Source organism: Leifsonia stereocauli (genome assembly GCF_038432415.1).
GTDB lineage: Bacteria > Actinomycetota > Actinomycetes > Actinomycetales > Microbacteriaceae > Orlajensenia > Orlajensenia stereocauli.
Genome location: NZ_JBCAUN010000001.1, coordinates 202,750 through 219,802 on the forward strand (window position 1 = coordinate 202,750; position 17,053 = coordinate 219,802).

The 17,053-nt window shown below is 69.5% G+C and carries 16 protein-coding genes; 6 read left to right on the top strand and 10 right to left on the bottom strand.

Annotation, left to right across the window (positions count from 1 at the left end):
• Positions 1 to 21 precede the first annotated feature (21 nt).
• Both AADV74_RS01075 and AADV74_RS01080 read right to left on the bottom strand, forming a co-directional pair.
• Positions 22 to 1,857: a glycoside hydrolase family 3 protein gene (locus AADV74_RS01075; RefSeq protein WP_342110972.1), complete on the bottom strand. Its 1,836-nt coding sequence runs from the start codon at positions 1,855 to 1,857 to the stop codon at positions 22 to 24.
• A 5-nt stretch (positions 1,858 to 1,862) separates the two neighbouring features.
• A complete protein-coding gene (locus AADV74_RS01080) occupies positions 1,863 to 3,185 on the bottom strand; it encodes an MFS transporter (protein WP_342110974.1) in 1,323 nt (440 codons plus the stop codon).
• 162 nt (positions 3,186 to 3,347) lie between these two features.
• Between AADV74_RS01080 and AADV74_RS01085 the strand changes: the two genes are divergently transcribed.
• Positions 3,348 to 4,598: a TetR/AcrR family transcriptional regulator gene (locus AADV74_RS01085; RefSeq protein ID WP_342110976.1), complete on the top strand. Its 1,251-nt coding sequence runs from the start codon at positions 3,348 to 3,350 to the stop codon at positions 4,596 to 4,598.
• Between the two features lie 291 nt (positions 4,599 to 4,889).
• Positions 4,890 to 6,350, top strand: a complete 1,461-nt coding sequence (locus tag AADV74_RS01090; RefSeq protein WP_342110978.1) for an HNH endonuclease signature motif containing protein — start codon at positions 4,890 to 4,892, stop codon at positions 6,348 to 6,350.
• Between the two features lie 3 nt (positions 6,351 to 6,353).
• Here AADV74_RS01090 and AADV74_RS01095 read toward each other — a convergent pair whose 3' ends face one another.
• The 3 genes from AADV74_RS01095 to AADV74_RS01105 are packed head-to-tail and all read right to left on the bottom strand — an operon-like array spanning position 6,354 to position 8,555.
• Positions 6,354 to 7,319, bottom strand: coding sequence for an endonuclease/exonuclease/phosphatase family protein (locus AADV74_RS01095; RefSeq protein ID WP_342110980.1), 966 nt, complete (start codon positions 7,317 to 7,319; stop codon positions 6,354 to 6,356).
• A gap of 44 nt (positions 7,320 to 7,363) precedes the next feature.
• Complete coding sequence (locus AADV74_RS01100; RefSeq protein ID WP_342110982.1) at positions 7,364 to 7,936, bottom strand: YdeI/OmpD-associated family protein; 573 nt, start codon at positions 7,934 to 7,936, stop codon at positions 7,364 to 7,366.
• Between the two features lie 19 nt (positions 7,937 to 7,955).
• Positions 7,956 to 8,555, bottom strand: a complete 600-nt coding sequence (locus AADV74_RS01105) for a GNAT family N-acetyltransferase (RefSeq protein WP_342110983.1) — start codon at positions 8,553 to 8,555, stop codon at positions 7,956 to 7,958.
• 47 nt (positions 8,556 to 8,602) lie between these two features.
• Here AADV74_RS01105 and AADV74_RS01110 point away from each other — a divergent pair, with 47 nt between their 5' ends.
• Positions 8,603 to 8,899, top strand: coding sequence for a Dabb family protein (locus tag AADV74_RS01110; protein ID WP_342110985.1), 297 nt, complete (start codon positions 8,603 to 8,605; stop codon positions 8,897 to 8,899).
• Between the two features lie 51 nt (positions 8,900 to 8,950).
• Here AADV74_RS01110 and AADV74_RS01115 read toward each other — a convergent pair whose 3' ends face one another.
• The 4 genes from AADV74_RS01115 to AADV74_RS01130 form a co-directional block, all read right to left on the bottom strand.
• Complete coding sequence (locus AADV74_RS01115; protein ID WP_342110987.1) at positions 8,951 to 9,118, bottom strand: hypothetical protein; 168 nt, start codon at positions 9,116 to 9,118, stop codon at positions 8,951 to 8,953.
• A gap of 5 nt (positions 9,119 to 9,123) precedes the next feature.
• A complete protein-coding gene (locus AADV74_RS01120; RefSeq protein WP_157497834.1) occupies positions 9,124 to 9,291 on the bottom strand; it encodes an SPOR domain-containing protein in 168 nt (55 codons plus the stop codon).
• A 115-nt stretch (positions 9,292 to 9,406) separates the two neighbouring features.
• Complete coding sequence (locus AADV74_RS01125; RefSeq protein ID WP_342110993.1) at positions 9,407 to 9,874, bottom strand: DUF805 domain-containing protein; 468 nt, start codon at positions 9,872 to 9,874, stop codon at positions 9,407 to 9,409.
• A 156-nt stretch (positions 9,875 to 10,030) separates the two neighbouring features.
• Complete coding sequence (locus AADV74_RS01130) at positions 10,031 to 10,237, bottom strand: hypothetical protein (protein WP_342110994.1); 207 nt, start codon at positions 10,235 to 10,237, stop codon at positions 10,031 to 10,033.
• A 144-nt stretch (positions 10,238 to 10,381) separates the two neighbouring features.
• On the opposite strand from AADV74_RS01130, the gene AADV74_RS01135 reads away from it, so the two are divergent.
• The 3 genes from AADV74_RS01135 to AADV74_RS01145 all read left to right on the top strand — a co-directional run bounded on the left by AADV74_RS01135 (position 10,382) and on the right by AADV74_RS01145 (position 16,379).
• Positions 10,382 to 10,942 carry a hypothetical protein gene (locus AADV74_RS01135; RefSeq protein WP_342110996.1) on the top strand — a complete coding sequence of 187 codons (561 nt, stop codon included), beginning with the start codon at positions 10,382 to 10,384 and terminating at the stop codon, positions 10,940 to 10,942.
• An 83-nt stretch (positions 10,943 to 11,025) separates the two neighbouring features.
• Positions 11,026 to 15,048, top strand: a complete 4,023-nt coding sequence (locus tag AADV74_RS01140) for a Pls/PosA family non-ribosomal peptide synthetase (protein ID WP_342110998.1) — start codon at positions 11,026 to 11,028, stop codon at positions 15,046 to 15,048.
• Positions 15,048 to 16,379, top strand: a complete 1,332-nt coding sequence (locus AADV74_RS01145; protein WP_342111000.1) for a M1 family metallopeptidase — start codon at positions 15,048 to 15,050, stop codon at positions 16,377 to 16,379. Before AADV74_RS01140 ends, AADV74_RS01145 begins: the two co-directional genes overlap by 1 nt.
• On the opposite strand, the gene AADV74_RS01150 is transcribed toward AADV74_RS01145, so the two are convergent.
• Complete coding sequence (locus tag AADV74_RS01150) at positions 16,321 to 17,046, bottom strand: 4'-phosphopantetheinyl transferase family protein (protein ID WP_342111002.1); 726 nt, start codon at positions 17,044 to 17,046, stop codon at positions 16,321 to 16,323. The genes AADV74_RS01145 and AADV74_RS01150 overlap by 59 nt on opposite strands.
• Between the last annotated feature and the right edge of the window lie 7 nt (positions 17,047 to 17,053).

Sequence of the window (17,053 nt, forward strand, 5' to 3'; positions counted from 1 at the left end):
CCCTTCCATCGCGTCAGCGCGTCAGATGCTCAGCCCGTGTCCGAACGGGAACAGCGGGTCCTTCGTGTCGAACGGCACGTCCTCCCGGCTGGCCTCGACGGCGGCCATGCTCGACGGCAGGTCGAATGGCAGCCTGCCCTTCGCCTCGGCAGCACCGGTGAGTACGTCGAGCAGAGCGCGGGCGTTCGCGCCGTAGTTCGCGACGATCGCGGCCGGCGCTCCGGGCGAGGCGACGATCGGCGTGAGGATGGCCGGGCGATCGAGGTGCACGTCCACGATGGTGGGCACGGATGCCGCCACCTCGCGCAGGTGCGCGACGGCCTCGTCGGTGAAGTCGAGCGACCCCTGATGGAAGAAGTTCTCGAACATCGTGCTGCGCACCTCGAACGGAGCGTGCGTGCGGATGATCGCGACGTCGGCCTCGGTCGGGGTGGCGACGACGGTGCCGTACTCGGCCGCGATGGCGGCGTCGATGCCCTCGACGTAGAGCTTGAGGCCCGTGGCGAACGGCAGCGCAGGAGAACCGGCATCCGTCACCGGGTTCGTCAGCACGGAGTTCGTGAGCACCGTGATCGAGGCGCGCTGCGCGGCCTCGCCGGCGGCACGGAACTCCTCGGATCCGACGACGATGCCGGCAGCAGCCACGTCGACGAGCGGGGCGTCGAAGAGTCCGAGCACGAACTTCTCGCGGAGGAGCCGACGGGCAGACTCGTCGAGGCGTGCCTCGCTGATCTCGCCGGACTCGACCAGCTCGACGAGCTGCTCGGGGATCGCCTCGCCGCCGAACTGGTCGACGCCGGCCTCGATGACCTTCACCATGCGCTCGCGAGGGGTGAGGTGCTCGACGCCCCAGGCGCGCGCCGGGAACGGCTGGCCGAAGATCTCGGAGTCGGAGATGAGCCCCCAGTCGGTGCAGACGATGCCGTCGAAGCCGTAGCGTTCGCGCAGCAGGCCGGTGATGACGCTCTTGTTGAAGCCGAAGCCGACCTCCTCGTACTCGGTGCCGACCGGCATGCCGTAGTAGGGCATGATCTGGCTGGTTCCGGCCTCGAATGCGGCCTCGAACGGCTTGAGGTGAAGCTCGAACTGGCCGCCCGGGTAGACCTGCTCGCGCCCATGGGGGAAGTGGGCGTCCTCCCCGTCCATCTGCGGGCCGCCGCCGGGGAAGTGCTTCGTCATGGTGGCGACGGATGCCGAACCCAGCTCGGAGCCCTGGAAGCCGCGGATGTAGGCCGCTCCGAGAGCGCTCGTCAGCTCGGGGTCCTCACCGAAGGTGGCGACCTGGCGGCCCCAACGCGGTTCGGTGGCGAGGTCGACCTGCGGATGCAGCGCCACCCGGATGCCGACGGCCGTGTACTCCTGGCGTGCGATGTCGGCGAACCGCTCGACGAGAGCCTCGTCGCGGATGGCGGCGAGACCGACGGTCTCGGGCCAGCTCGAGAACGGGCCGGACAGCATGCCGGCGAGGGGGTTGTCGCTGAACGAGTGCCTGGGGTCGGTGGAGATGGTGACGGGGATGCCGAGACGGGTCGTCGCCGCCAGTTCCTGCACCTTGTTGTGCCAGGCCGCCATGAGCTCGCCCGACGGCGCTGAGCCGAGCACGTTGAAGTGCGTCATGCCCTTGCCGATGACCATCGCCTCATTCGACTCGAGTCCGAAGGTGGGGTCGGCCTGCGCGAGCTCGCCGTCCTGACTCATGGCGATCATGGTCTGGAAGAACAGCCCGGCCTTCTCCTCCAGGGTCATCTGGCCGAGCAGGTTCGCCACGCGCTCGTCGACGGGCAGCCGTGCGTCACGGTAGGTGGGGTCGACTGATGCCGCGGCATCCGTCTCGATGGAATCGATGGCGTCGGTCATGGGTGTTACTTCACTCCCTTGATGCGGTAGACGAGCACGGCGCCGGCGAGGGCGACGAGCGCGCCGAAGAGGTAGTAGACGGTGTAGCCGCCGAGCGCCGTCGTGGCGCCGAAGGCGATGATCATGGGGGCGATGGCCGGGGCGATCGACTGGGGGAGCGCGTTGGCGATGTTGAGCACACCGAGGTCCTTGGCTGCGTCGGCCGCGTTCGGCAGGACCTCGGTCGCGAGCGCCATGTCGACCGACATGAACGAGCCGGCGCCGAAGCCGATGATCGCCTGGGCGACGAGGACGACCCCGATGCTCGGGGCGAACGCCAGCACGACGAGTCCGATCACCATGACTCCGCCGGCGACGGCCACGAACGGGCGGCGCTTGCCGATCCTGTCGGAGAGGATGCCGCCGATGGGGCCCGAGATTGCCATCGCCGCCATCGACGCGAGGTTGGCCATGAGGATGGTGCCGATCGCATCCTGCTCGCTGAGCTTGAACTGCTCGACGAGGTAGAACGGCAGGAATGTGGCGATGCCTGCGTAGCCGAACATGACGAGGAACTTCGTGAGCCAGGTCCAGCCGAAGTCGGGGTGCTTGCGCGGGTTGAAGACGAAGGATCCGAAGAAGTCCTTGACGCCGTAGCGCTCGGCCGGCTTCTCGGTGAGCACGCGGTCCTTCAGCACGAGGACGAAGACGACCACCGCGATCACGGCGATCACGCCGGGAACGACGAAGCGGCTGACGTCATCGGCGAGGAAGTTCACCAGGAAGCTGCCCCCGAGGATGCCGAGGGGCGTGGTCAGGCCGACGATGCCGGACACCTTGCCGCGACCCGAGACCGGAACCTGGTCGGGAACCGTCGCGGTCGATGCGGCGAGCACGCCGTTCAGGGCCGCCTGCACGATGCACCAGCCGATGAGCACGATCCAGGTGCTGGTCGCGACGCCGATGAGAGTGAAGGCGCCGAGGGCCACGAGCACGCCGCCGAGCATCCACGGGCGACGCATGCCGAAGCGGGAGGCCGTGCGGTCGGAGAGGCGGCCGACGAGAGGGTTGCAGATGAGGGCGAACAGGGCGCCGACCCCCATGATCATGCCGAGCTGGGCGGTCGCCTCCTCGGGCGACGAGGTGATGTGCTGCACCTTGAAGGCGAGCGAGACCATCACCGGGGTGAGCAGGGCGAGGTAGACGCCGAAGTTCGAGAAGGCGAGACCGGGGAGGAAGCCCCGAGGCGCCTTTCCGCTCTGCTTGCCCGCCGTGGCCGACTCGGCCAGGAGGAGATCGGACTGCGCGCCCAGCGATGTCGCTGCGCCAGCCATTGACGACTCTGTCATGGGGTTCCTTTCGAATGAACCTGAGCCGCCATCGGCTCGCGGATGAGCATACATGAAATTAGACCGTGTGGTAACTCAATAGTGATCACGTGGTAGTCGGATGCCGCCCGACTGGTAACCGGCTGTGGGAGGATGGCTCCCGAGCGGACTGATGGGGGACTCATGGGCGTGGTGTACATCGCCGCCGCCGGCGCCGCGAATGCGCGGGCCGCCAGCGCCGCTCGCACGCGCGCGACCATCCTCGAATCGGCCGCCACCCTGTTCGTCGAGCGCGGTTTCGGTGCGGTGTCCCTCCGTGACATCGCCGCGGAGGCCGGGCTGTCGCATCCGGGGGTGCTCAAGCACTTCTCCTCGAAGGACGAGATCCTCGACGTGATCGTCGACGGTCTGGAGCAGGCCAACGAGGACCGCATAGGCGAGCGGGTGATCGGGGTCGACGTCTTCGTCGAGATCGCCCGCCAGAACGCCCTGCGCCCCGGCTACATCCCGCTGTTCGCGACGCTCGCCGGAGAGGCGACCAGTTCCGCTCACCCCGCGCACGCTCGCTTTCGAGAGCGGCACCGGCGCCTGCGCGGGCTCTCAGGGCAGTTCTTCGCGCGGGTCATCGCCGATGGAGAGCTTTCCGCAGAGACTGACGCCGTCGGCGAGGCGATCCGCCTCGCTGCGGCCTGGGACGGCCTGCAGCTCATATCGCTGTACCTGCCCGACCGTGTCGACGTGCCGTCGATGCTCGAGACTCACCTGCGTCAGCTGCAAGGGGTGGCAACGGCCCCCACGGGGACCTCGCGCGTCGACGGATCGAATGCGGAACCGACGCCGGACTTCGCGCCGTGGACGAACGACCTCGGCTACGCTCCGGGTCGCAAGCGCCGGGAGCAGATCATCGTGGAGGCCTCCGCCGTCTTCGCGAGTCGTGGCTTCTATGCGGCGAGCCTGCGCGAGATCGCCGAGCAGGTCGGCATCGGCAAGTCGACGCTGCTGCACCACTTCTCCAGCAAGGAGGAGTTGCTCGCGGCGGTGATCGAGCGCCGCGACTCCACGATCGGCGAGCGCACGGTCTTCGACCCGCAGACCGATCCACGCGGCACCATGCTCTCCCTGCCCGACGGCGCCCGACGCGATGCCACCTCCCAGCCAGGCCTCATCGAGCTCTACGCCGTTCTCTCAGCAGAGGCGGCAGCGCCGTCGCATCCCGCCCACTACTACTTCGAGCAGCGCTTCGCGATGGCGATCGACCGCTTCGCCGGGATCATCAGTCGGCTCGACCTCGGGCCCGACGTCGATCCGTGGTTCGAGGCGGCGTGGCTGGTCGCCCTGTGGGACGGCCTGCAGCTGCAGTGGCTCTACGACCCCGACGGAGTCGATGTCGGGGACCAGCTCGAGGCGCACGTCGCGAGCCTCGTCGGTCGCTGATCCCCTCTGGAGCGTTCGCCGAGGCCGGGCCCGATCCGCTCGCTGAGGCCCGAGCCCGATCCGCTCGCTGAGGCCCGGGCGGAGCCCGCGCCCGAAGCGCCTCTCGCACACCTCCCTCCGCTGAGCGAGTAGCCCGCGAGCGGAGCGAGTAGGCGTATCGAGATCACCGCGGGGGACTCCTCCACAGCCCTGCCGGAATGCCCCGGTTTCCACAGGCTGTGGATCAACAACACCTGATCAAGATACAGATTTCGCGGCTCGAGTGTCAGTGGGTGCCCGTAAGTTGAAGGTATGGAATCACTCGGTCAGCGGATGCGGGAGGCGCTGCTCGCGACGCGTGCGTTGCTCGCTGAAGCCGCCGGGGCCGGGGTCATGTCCAGCCTGTCGGATCAGGATCTGCTGCTCGTCGCCGCCGTGTCTGAAGACTCCGGCCGCGCCGCCGACGCGGTGCGGGTCCTCACGGCAGGAGAGGTCGCTGACCGGTCCCGTCCGATTCTGGGGTCGGAGTCTCTGGCGAAGCGCATGGGGTTCCCCACCCCGGCAGAGTTGCTGGAGCACGTCACCCGAGTGGGCCTGCCCACAGCTCGGGCCCGGCTGCGGCTGGGTGCCCAGACCCGGCAGGACACGACCCTGGCCGGTGAAGTGCTGCCGGCGGAGTTCGACGCCGTCCGGGCGGGGCTGGCGTGTGGACGGTTGGGCATCGACTCGGCGCGCACCATCACCCGCATCCTCAGTCAGGCGAAGCGCGGAGCCCCGACCGATACGTACTCGAGGTTCCCACCCGCCGAGCATGAACTCGTCTGCGCGGCGATCGGGGAGCCGGCCGAGCCCGGGATGGTGGCGGAACCGCCGGTGCCGCCGTCGATCACCGAGATCCAGGCGGGCACGTGGGCGGCGTACCTGAACCCCGACGGTGCCGAGCCGACCGAGAAGGACTTCGCGTCGCGCGGGTTCTGGTTCAAGCCTGCCCGGAACGGCCTGATCCCGTGCGGAGGCCTCCTCGTTCCCGAAGTCGCCGGTGCCATGCAGGCAGTGTTCACGTCGATGACGAACCCGCGCCAGTCGGAGAAGTTCATGGCCGAGGAGGATCGCGCTGCTGTCGAACTGCAGGCCGAGCAGGACGGGTTGGATGCGGTGCAGCTCAAGGATCCGCGCACCCGCAGTCAACGTCAGCACGACGCGTTCGCGACGGTGTTCGACATCGCCGCCCGGTCCGGGGAACTGCCCACCCTGGGCGGGGCGTCCCCGACGATGGTCGTCACCGTCCACGCTGCCGATCATGAGTCCGGCCACGGGGTCGGTCATGTCGACGGTCTCGAGGTGCCGCTCTCGATGGCGGCCGTGCGGCAGGTGTGCTGTGCGAACGGTATCCAGGCCGTCGACCTCGCCGCGAACGGGAAGATCCTCGCCCTGGGTACCACGGAACGATGCTTCAACCGGGTCCAGCGGCGGGCGATGGATGCCAGAGACGGCGGGTGCGTCATCTGCGGACGCCCGGCGGTCGAGACCGAGGCGCACCATGTGGTTCCGTGGGCGGTCGAGCGACGAACGCACGTCGAGAACGGCGTGCTGCTGTGCTGGTTCCACCACCGCACCATCGAGACCCGCGGCGGCTGGCGAGTGCGCATGGTCGATGGCAGCCCCGAGATCATGCCTCCACCCGACCTCGGCCCACCCGAGTGGCGACCAGCACGACGATCCCCAGTGAGACAGGCCGCTGCGCTCCGACATCGGATGCGCAACCGGCAGTGAAGATCACACGTCGAGCGTCGCCACCACCATCGCGTGATCGGAGACCGGCGAGTCCTTACGGGCGGTGGCATCCGGGGTGATCGACGGGAGTGCCGTCGCTCCGGTCACGGTGTCGACCGTCGTGACATGGGCTCGCAGCGCCGTCGAGACGAAGATGTGGTCGATGAGCTCGGCGCGGCCCTCGAAGACGCGGGAGAAGCGCCGCTCCTCGGGAATGAGGGGGGCGAGATTGAGCAGGCGCCAGGCGTCGCCCTTGTCGGGCGACTTCTCGCCGCGTGTGCCGATCTCCGATCCGGGAGGACCCTGCAGGATCTGGGTCGTCGCAGCCCGCACCTCGTCGTTGAAGTCGCCGAGCACCGCCAGCAACCGTGTGACACCCTCGCCGTCGAGCAGGTCGTCGGCGACCCCGCGCATCGCCACGGCCTCGGCTGCGCGGCGGTTGAGCGCGTAGGCGGCGAATCGAGCGCGCTGTGCCTCGTTGCGCGGCGAGAACGACGTCGTGCCCGGCACCCGGCCCGGGAACGAGAGCAGCTTGCTCTTCAGGTGCCCGACGACGAGGTCGAGCGGATGCCCGCCCACGGTCACGCGGATTCTCAGTGCGCCCCTGCCCATGGTCGAGAGCGGCGTGCCGTCGTCCGATGTCGGCGTCGACTGCAGGGCGACCGGGATGGCGGTGTGCTCGGTCGTCTCCTCGATCGGCAGCCGCGACAGGAACCCCACCCTGATGGCGTGGTCGACGTCGAAGTGCGTCGACAGCACGCCGGTCCAGCCGGCGCCGAGGGCGTCGATGAGGGCGTCGAACGCCGCCGGATCGCCGACCTCCTCGACCGCGAGCACGTCGAGGTCGGCGGTGGTGATCGTCGACGCGAGCAAGGAGGCCTTGCGCGCGAACGTGGTCGCATCCGTCGGCCCGAACGGGCTGCCGGGGGAGAACAGGTTCTCGAGGTTCCAGGTTCCGATGGTGGTCATGGTGCGCCTCCGGGGTTCGCTCCGAGTCTGCTCCGACTCGCCCGTCAGCGGTAGTGCTGTTCGCCCCGTTCGGCCTTCTCGATGACATCGCTGATGCGCGCAGCACGCACCGCCGGCGTCTTGATGTTGCCGATGCGGAAGTAGACCCGGAATCGGTCGATCTTGGTGAGGGTCTCGAAGAACGCCGCGGCGGCGGGACTGTTGTCCAGCGCGATCTGGAGGTCGGGCGGGGCCACGGCGTCCTTCTGGCGGTAGGCGGCGTCCCAGCGGCCGTCGGCCTTGGCGCGTTCGATCTCGGCGATGCCGCCGGGCCGCATCCGTCCCTCCTCGATCAAGCGGGCCACGTGCTCGCGGTTGATCTGAGACCACGGGCTGTTCTTGCGGCGGGGAGTGAACGCCTGCAGCGTGTAGTCCTCGTCGAAGCGACCGGCCTGCCCGTCGATCCAGCCGTAGCAGAGTGCCACGTCGAGGGCCTCCGACCACGTGATCCCCGGGGCGGACGAGTTCTTCTTGCGGAGCTTCAGCCGTACGCCACCGTCGTCTGGCGTGCCCGAGAGGTACGCCTCCCACTCCTCGATCGTGACGTCGAAGATCGGCTTGTCGGCAAAGCTCACCATGCTACGACGCTAGCGCGCCCTACCGACGCGCGCTCTCGCGGCGCGAGTCCGGGACCTCCATGCGCATCACAGTGTTGCCCTGGCCCTTGGGTCGCACGAAAGTGAAGCCCACCCGTTCGTAGAGAGTGCGGGTGGCGTTGTAGAGGAACGATGCCGACACCTTCTTCCCCGGAGGAACGTCGTGCGGGTAGCCCTCCACGATCCCTCCACCTGCCTGTCCGATCAGCTCGACGGCTCCGCGCACGGCGAGTTCCGCGACGCCATCGCGACGGTGGTTCTTGTCGACGAAGAGACAGGTGATCCTGTAGTCGGGCAGACGGTCGAGGGTCGCCGTGTACTGCTTCAGATGATGGATGATGGGCAGCTCGTGCGGCGTCCCGTACTCGGCCCAGGCGATCGCGGTGTCGCCGTCGAACACCAGCGCGGCGTGCGCCCGCCCCTCGCGCACCAGTCGTTCCTTGTAGGCGCGATTGCCCTCGGCGGTCTGACCCTTCTCCTCGCACGCCGGATGGAACCAGGTGCACCAGCATCCGCCCCACACCCCGTTGTGCCGCTCGGCCAGGTCGGCGAAGGCGTCCCAGGTCTCAGCGGTCAGCGGCCTGATCTCGTGGTCGTCCATGTCGCGGAACTCTACGACTGCTGCGCCGTCAGCGCTACGGTGGAGCGGTGATCCAGCACACAGTGAGCTTCGTCCTGCGGCATCCGAGCGATTCGACTGAGGAGCGGGCCTTCCTGGCGGATGCAGCCGCCATCCTCCCCGCCATTCCGGGTGTCGAGAGCTTCCGCATCTCCCGTCAGGTCAGCGAGAAGAGCACCCACGACTTCCAGTTCTCGATGGAGTTCCCGGATGCAGCTGCCTACGCCGCGTACAACGGGCACCCTGCTCACGTGCAGTTCGTCGAGACGCGCTGGGTGCCAGAAGTGGCCGACTTCCAGGAGCTGGATCTCGTTCCGTTCGAGTGAGTAGCACCAAGTTCCCACCGCGGACTTTGTTTTGGCCTCAGCGACCGGCGCTCACACGAACGGATCGACCAGCGCGCTGTAACCGCAGCCGAGGCAGCGCAGCGAGATGAGCATGCCGATGTCATCGCCGCCGATCACGCCGCCGTTCATGGCATCGCCGCACTGCGGGCAGGGCTCGGGGCTCACGAACCGCGGATCGTCGCCGTCGTCGATCTCCATGCGACTCAGCGCAGTTCGGCCAGGGCCATCGCGCCGTTGAAGACCTGGCGCACCCGCCACGACGAGACCCCGCGGTGCGCCGCGATCCGTTCGGCGGCGTCCTCGGCCTCTGCCTGCGAGTGGAAGGTGCCGACCAGCTGCGGCTTGGTGTCGAATTCGATGACGTACTCCACCTCTTCAGGCTAGTCGGGCCTGCGGGAGCATCATGCCGAGTGCGCGAAACGACGAAGCCCCCGATCGAGAGATCGGGGGCTTCGGAGAGCGGATGCCGCAGGACGGCCGCCGGGACTAGCGGCGGTCGAAGCGCGCGCCGGCCGGGTCGGACTCGAGGATGAAGAACACGAGCACGATGATGCCGCCGACGAACGGGATGAGACCGAGGAACCAGAAGGCTCCCGAGCGGTTCGTGTCGTGCAGGCGGCGCCAGCTGATCGCGAGCGTCGGAACGAGGACGGCCAGGCCCCAGATGACGTAGATGATCGTCATGATGATGCCGAAGGGCGAGGGGTTCACCATGGCGGCACCGGTCGTGGCATCCGTCGTCACGCCTCCGCTCGTCAGGCCGACGAGCAGGAGGACATAGAGGATGGTGCTGACGATGACGAGGAAGAGGTACGACCACCAGAACTCGCTGCGGCTGGCGCGGCCCGAGAAGGTCGCGTACTTCTTGAAGAAGCGCGAGACGGCCTGGCCGAAGGAGGCTCCGTAGAGGGGAGCGTCGAGGGGAGCCGCGGGTGCGGGAGGAACTGTGGTCATCGGCTGGTCTCCAGATGTGAAGGGTCAAGGCAGGTGTAGCACCCCCACGCGGTGCGTGTGGCAGACCCGAGCGTGGCAGATGAGCGCGCCTCAGGCGGGGAGGCGCGCAACGCGAGTTCACACTGGTGCGTGCCAGCAGGCTCGCAGATCCGAGGCTCAGACGCCCGGACCGAACATGCCCCGGTCGATGTCGCGGTGGCGCTTGATCTCCTCCGCGGCGACGTGGGCCTCTCGCTCGGCGTCGGCATTGTCGTCGTCTCGACGGATGCCGGGCTTCGGCCGATAGAAACGCTTCCACAGCAATCGGCCGGCGATGACCAGGATCACCACCCCCGCGAGAACCGCCAGCGTCAGCCAGTCCATACCGCAGACGGTACGCCTGTCGGCGGCATCCGACAACGGCCGGATCTCCCGTCTCTGTCATACATGTCGTTTCGCATCGGCGTCGTTCACCTCGGAGTGACAGACTGGGTCGCCAATTGCACCACTGACGATGGGATTGATCGAATGGCGAAGAACAAGATCGAGAAGGCCGCCGAGAAAGCTTTGGAGAAGGCGAAGGATGCCGTCGCCGAGGCCAAGCGCACCGCGAAGAAGGCCGGCGCGAAGGCCAAGAAGCGTGCGGCCAAGATCGAGTCGGAGCTGAAGATCCACGCCGCGAAGATCGAGAAGGACGCCGCGAGGCGCGCGAAGAAGGATGCCTTCGCGAAGAAGGCGGCGCCTACGACGGCGAAGAAGGCCGCGCCAGCGAAGGCGAAGGCTGCGCCCGCGAAGACTGCGCCCACGACGGCGAAGAAGGCGACCCCCGCGACGGCGAAGAGGCCCGCGAAGGTCTCGGTGCCGAGCGAAGGCGACGTCGTGATCGTGCCTGCCGAGGCCGAGCCGGCACCGGCCGAGGTGAGCACTCCCACGAAGACCCGCGCCAGCGCCCTCGCAGGCGAGGCCGCCGAGCGGGGCGATCTCAGCGCACTCACCGTCGTGCAGCTGCGCGGCCGAGCCCGCGAGAAGGGCCTCACCGGTTACGGGAAGTTCACCAAGGCGCAACTCATCGCTTCCCTCTCGGACTGACGCCGGACATACGATCGCCCGTGGGTCGCCGCGCTGAACTCGCGGGCGCGCGCCCGTGATTCGATGCGAGTTGGAGTGAGACAGTGACCGCACCCCTCGCCGGAGTCCTCGATCGCGCCGCCGATGCGCCCGCGCCGCGCACTCTCCTCGATGTCCTCCGCCAGACGACGGCGCAGCATCCTGACTCCTCGGCCATCGAGGACGCTGTCGGCGCCCTGAGCTACAGGCAGCTCATGGCCGCCGTGGTGCAGTCGGCCGCCCGCCTGCACGAGGCGGGCGTGCGGCGCGGCGACAGGGTCGGCATCCGCATGGAGTCCGGCGCGCGTGAGCTCTACATCGCCATCCTCAGCGTCATCGCGGCCGGCGCCGCCTACGTCCCCGTCGACGCCGACGACCCCCAGGAGCGCGCAGACCTCGTCTTCGGCGAGGCGGAGGTGGTGGGCGTGATCTCCGGACGCGGAGGCTTCGTGGCCACCGAGCGGCTCGGTGCGGTTCCCCATGCGGTCCGGCATGGGGCTCCGGATGCCGCGACGGACGCGCCGATCGGGGCGACGGATGCCGTCCCGACCGTTCCCCTGTTCGACGGCGCCGCGGCCCACCAGAGCACTCACGCCACGCCCATCCTCACGTCTCCGACCGTCGACGACGACGCGTGGATCATCTTCACCTCGGGTTCGACGGGCACGCCGAAGGGTGTCGCGGTCTCGCACCGCTCCGCGGCGGCGTTCGTCGACGCGGAGGCCGGGCTCTTCCTCCAGGGCGCCCCGCTCGGGCCCGGCGACAGGGTGCTCGCCGGACTCTCCGTGGCCTTCGACGCCTCGTGCGAGGAGATGTGGCTCGCCTGGCGCTACGGGGCCTGCCTCGTTCCGGCACCGCGCTCACTCGTGCGCTCGGGCATGGACCTCGGTCCGTGGCTCGTCACACACGGCATCACCGTCGTGTCGACGGTGCCGACCCTCGCAGCGCTCTGGCCCGTCGAGTCCCTCGAGAACGTGCGTCTCCTCATCTTCGGCGGCGAGGCGTGCCCGCCCGACCTCGCCCAGCGCCTCGCCTCTGCCGAGCGCGAGGTCTGGAACACCTATGGCCCGACCGAGGCGACGGTGGTGGCCTGCGCCGCCCTGCTCGACGGATCGGTGCCCGTGCGCATCGGGCTGCCCCTCCAGGGTTGGTCGCTCGCCGTGGTCGACGCCACTGGCAACCCCGTTGCCGACGGCGAGGTGGGCGAGCTCATCATCGGGGGAGTCGGGCTCGCCCGCTACCTCGATCCGGCGAAGGATGCCGAGAAGTACGCCCCGTTGCCGAGCCTCGGCTGGGACCGCGCCTACCGCAGCGGCGATCTCGTTCAGTTCGACCGCGCCGGCCTCGTCTTCCAGGGAAGAGCCGACGACCAGGTGAAGGTTGGCGGCCGCCGCATCGAACTCGGCGAGGTGGAGGCTGCCGTGCAGGCGCTCCCCGGCGTCACCGGTGCCGCCGTCGCCGTGCGCCGCACCGATGCAGGCAACCAGGTGCTCGTGGGCTACATCGCCGTCGCAGACAGGGATTCCTTCGACCAGGGTGCCGCACGTGCGCGCCTCGGCGAAGAACTCCCCGCTGCCATCGTTCCGCTCCTCGCGATCGTCGACGAGCTCCCGACGCGCACCTCGGGCAAGGTCGACAAGGCGGCGCTGCCGTGGCCGCTGACCACGGAGGGCTCGGCCGACGCCGACGGCGACTCCACGACCCGGTGGCTCTCGGAGCACTGGCTGGCCGTGCTGGGAGTGCCGGCATCCGGAGCCGATGCCAGCTTCTTCGACCTGGGCGGTGGGTCGCTGTCTGCGGCTCAGCTCGTGACCCGCATCCGTGAGCGAGATCCGGAGTTCACCGTCGCCGACATCTACGACTACCCGCGCCTCGGCGCCATGGCGGCAGAGCTCGACACCCGGGTGCGCGCCCAGACCGACGATGGAGTCGCGAGCTTCCGTGAGTCGGCTCCCACTCCGCGCTCGACGCAGTGGCTGCAGACCCTGGTCGGCATTCCGCTGTTCATCCTGCGCGGGGTGCGCTGGCTGATCTTCCTGCTCTCGGCTGCGCAGATCCTGGCCTGGGTCAGTGACGACTTCGCTTTCCTGCCCGTCGTGCCGCTGTGGATGCTCGTCCTCGGCATCCTCGTCTTCGTCACCCCGTTCGGTCGCATGGCCATCGCGGTTGTCGGAGCCCGGATGCTGCTCTCCGGCGTCGAGCCCGGGGACTACGCCCGTGGCGGCTCGGTGCACATGCGCATGTGGCTCGCCGACCAGGTCGCCCACCAGATCGGCGCCGTCGGCCTCGCCGGAGCGCCCTGGGTCAGTTACTACGCCCGCGCCCTGGGCGCGAAGATCGGCCCCAACGTCGACCTGCACACCATGCCGCCCGTCACGGGCATGCTCACGATCGGGGAGGGCGCCGCCGTCGAACCCGAGGTCGACCTCGCCGGCTACTGGATCGACGGCGACGTGGTGCGCATCGGACGCATGCGCATCGGCGCCCACAGCACCATCGGCGCGCGCAGCACGCTGCTGCCGGGTGCCCGCATCGGCAAGTACGCCGAGATCGCGCCGGGGTCGGCGGTGTTCGGGCGCGTCCCGTCCGGCCAGCGCTGGGCCGGCTCTCCCGCCGAGCGCGTCGGCCCCGCTCCGGCACGGCGCGACCGCCCGGAGCCGGCTCGCCGCACCCGCTGGCTGTGGGCCTATGCCGCGGCCTCGCTCGTGCTCTCGCTCCTGCCGATCGTCGCATTCGGTGCCGGCGGAGTCGTCATCGCCGCCGGGATGCGCGGAGCGGACGACCTGGGTGAGGCTGCGCTCGCCGCTGCAGCCTGGCTCGTCCCGGCGACCCTCGTCACCGGCGTCGTCTTCGCCGGGCTCGTCGTCGTCCTGGTGCGACTGCTCGCCATCGGGCTGAACGAGGGGCGACACCCCGTGCGCAGTCGCATCGGGTGGCAGGCGTGGAGCACCGAGCGCCTGCTCGACGCCTCCCGCACGCTGCTCTTCCCGCTGTACTCCAGCCTGTTCACCCCCGTCTGGCTCCGGATGCTGGGAGCGAAGGTGGGCCGTGGAGTCGAGGCGTCGACCGTGCTGCTGATCCCGTCGATGACCACGATCGACGACCATGCCTTCCTCGCCGACGACACCATGGTGGCGTCCTATGAGCTGCAGGACGGCTGGATGGTCGTCGGACCCGCGCGCATCGGCAAGCGCGCGTTCCTCGGAAACTCGGGCATGGCGGCCCCGGGGCACAGGGTGGCGAAGGACTCGCTCGTGGCCGTGCTCTCGGTGGCGCCCGCGAAGTCGAAGGCCGGGTCGTCGTGGCTGGGCTCTCCCCCCGTGCGCCTCCGCCGCGCGAACGTGGCCGGCGACGAGACGCGCACCTACAACCCGACGCCGGGCCTGCGGCTGGCCCGCACCCTCTGGGAGCTCTGCCGCATCCTGCCCGTCTTCGTCACCTGCGGCATCGGCCTCGGGGTGTTCTTCGCGCTCGCCGTGCTCGTGGAGTCGACGGGCCCCATCGTCACAGTGCTGCTGAGCGGCGTCGTGATGCTGGTGGCCGGCGGGGTCGCGGCATCCGTCACCTCCATCGCGAAGTGGGTGTTCGTCGGGCGCATCAGGGTGGGAGAGCATCCGCTCTGGTCGAGCTTCGTGTGGCGCACGGAGGTCTCGGACACCTTCGTCGAGATGGTCGCAGCGCCCTGGTTCGCGCAGTCGGCCGCCGGAACCCCGGCCCTCGCCGTGTGGCTGCGCACCCTCGGGGCATCGATCGGCCGTGGTGTCTGGTGCGACAGCTACTGGCTGCCCGAGGCCGACCTCGTGCGCCTCGGCGACGGATCGACCGTGAATCGCGGCTGCGTCGTGCAGACCCACCTGTTCCATGATCGAATCATGAGCATGGATGTCGTCTCGCTCGACGCTGGAGCGACCCTCGGGCCGCACAGCGTCATCCTCCCCGCCGCCCGCATCGGCGCGCACGCCACCGTCGGACCCGCCTCGCTCGTGATGCGCGGCGAGGAGGTTCCCGTCGGCAGCCGGTGGAGCGGCAACCCGATCGGACCGTGGCGCGTCGTCTCGACGGCGGACTACCACGTGCGGGTGCGGTGATGGCTGTCGTCGGAGTCGGCGCCGAGAGCGCCGGTGATTCCTACCTGCCCGCAAGTGGCAACGGCGGGTACAGCACGCTCGGCTACGACCTCGACCTGAAGTACCGCATCAGCACGAATCGCCTGGCCGCAGTGGCCACCATCTCGGCCGTCGCCACCCAGCAGCTCAGTCGCTTCAGCCTCGACCTCGTGGGGCTGCGGGCGTCGCGCGTGAGCATCGGCGGACGCCGGGTGGACTTCCGGCAGACCGCCACCAAGCTTCGGGTGACCCCGGTGCTGCCTCTCGTCGAGGGAGAGTCGTTCGTGGTCACCGTGGAGTACGCCGGCGCCCCGCGCCCCCGCCGCACCCGGTGGGGGACCCTCGGCTGGGAGGAGCTCGACGACGGACTCCTCGTGGCATCGCAGCCCTCGGGCGCCCCGACGTGGTTCCCGTGCAACGACCACCCGTCCGACAAGGCGAGCTACCGCATCCGTTTCGAGACCGAGGCCGCCTACCGGGTGGTCTGCAACGGGAGGCTCGCCAACTTCCGGGTGGTGGCCGGACGCGGCCAGTGGACGTACGAGCAGCCGGAGCCGACGGCCACCTACCTCGCGACAGTGCAGATCGGGCGGTACGCGGCAACCGATCTGGGCCTCGAGGGCACCGCGGGCACGCTGTACTTCCCGCCGGCGATCGAGCGGGCGGTGCTCGCCGACTTCGCCGACGTTCCCCGCATGGTCTCGGTCTTCGAGCAGGCGTTCGGAGAGTACCCGATGGAGTCCTACGGCGTCGTGGTGACGGCCGACGTGCTCGAGATCCCGCTGGAGGCTCAGGGCCTCGCCGTGTTCGGGTCGAATCACGCCGACGGGCGCGGGGGATCGGAGCGCCTGGTCGCCCACGAGCTCGCCCACCAGTGGTTCGGCAACAGTGTCGGGCTCGCGGCGTGGAAGGACATCTGGCTCAACGAGGGCTTCGCCTGCTACGCCGAGTGGATCTGGTCCGAGGCCTCCGGCTCGGTGAGCGCCGACGCCCTCGCCCACCAGTACCGGGTGGAGCTCTCGCACCTGCCGACCGACCTCATCGTCGGCGATCCCGGTGCGGCGCACATGTTCGACGACCGCGTCTACAAGCGCGGGGCGCTCACCCTGCATGCTCTGCGCCTGGTCGTGGGCGACGCGGCGTTCTTCGGGGTGCTGCGCGCCTGGACCACCCTCATGCGCCACGACACGGCGTCGACGGCGGAGTTCGTGGCGCTCGCCGAGGCCCAGACAGGTCTGGCGCTGGGCGCTCTGTTCACGGCGTGGCTGTACGAGCCCGAGCTTCCGGCTCTGCCTGCGGCCTCCGCCCGCTGAGGGGGTCGGCGATGGCGACGCTCACGACGGCTCGCCTGCGGAGGCCCATGCCGATGCTCCGGTCGAGCACGGTGTAGCCGGTCTCGCTTCCGGCGACGGATGCCGTGAGCCGGCCGGCCGCGCGCTGCACCGTGACAGCTCGGGGGTCGACCAGCAGTCCCCGCCCGTCGGCCTTCAGCACGGCCTCGACGCGAGTCCAGCGGCGGAGGGTGGCGCGTGCCGTGCTGACACGTCGGGATCCCGGCTGGACCGGTACGAGCTCATCGATCGCGGTCAGGCGCTCGCGGGAGCCGGCAACGGTCTCCACGTCGATCCCGACGGCGGATCCCGCCGTGGCCGGGAGGATCACGGCGACGACGAGGTCGGTGGTGTGCGAGAGGCCGGCGTGCGGGGCGGCCGCTCCGTGCACGCTGATCCGCGGGATCCCGTGCGGTCCGCCGCAGCTCGGGCACTCCGCCTGAACCGTGATGGCCTCGAGCGGAAGGCCGAGGAGTTCCGCACTCAGCTCGCGGAGCAGCATCCGCCCGACGAGGAATCGATCGCCACCCTGCTCCGTCGTCGCGGCCTCCCAGCGCGCGCGCTCCGGCGCACTGAGGAGCTCGAGGATGCGGTGTCGTCGCTCCTGGCTCGGCGTCGACGTCTCCCAGCGCACGATGGCGCTGCTCATGGGTGCG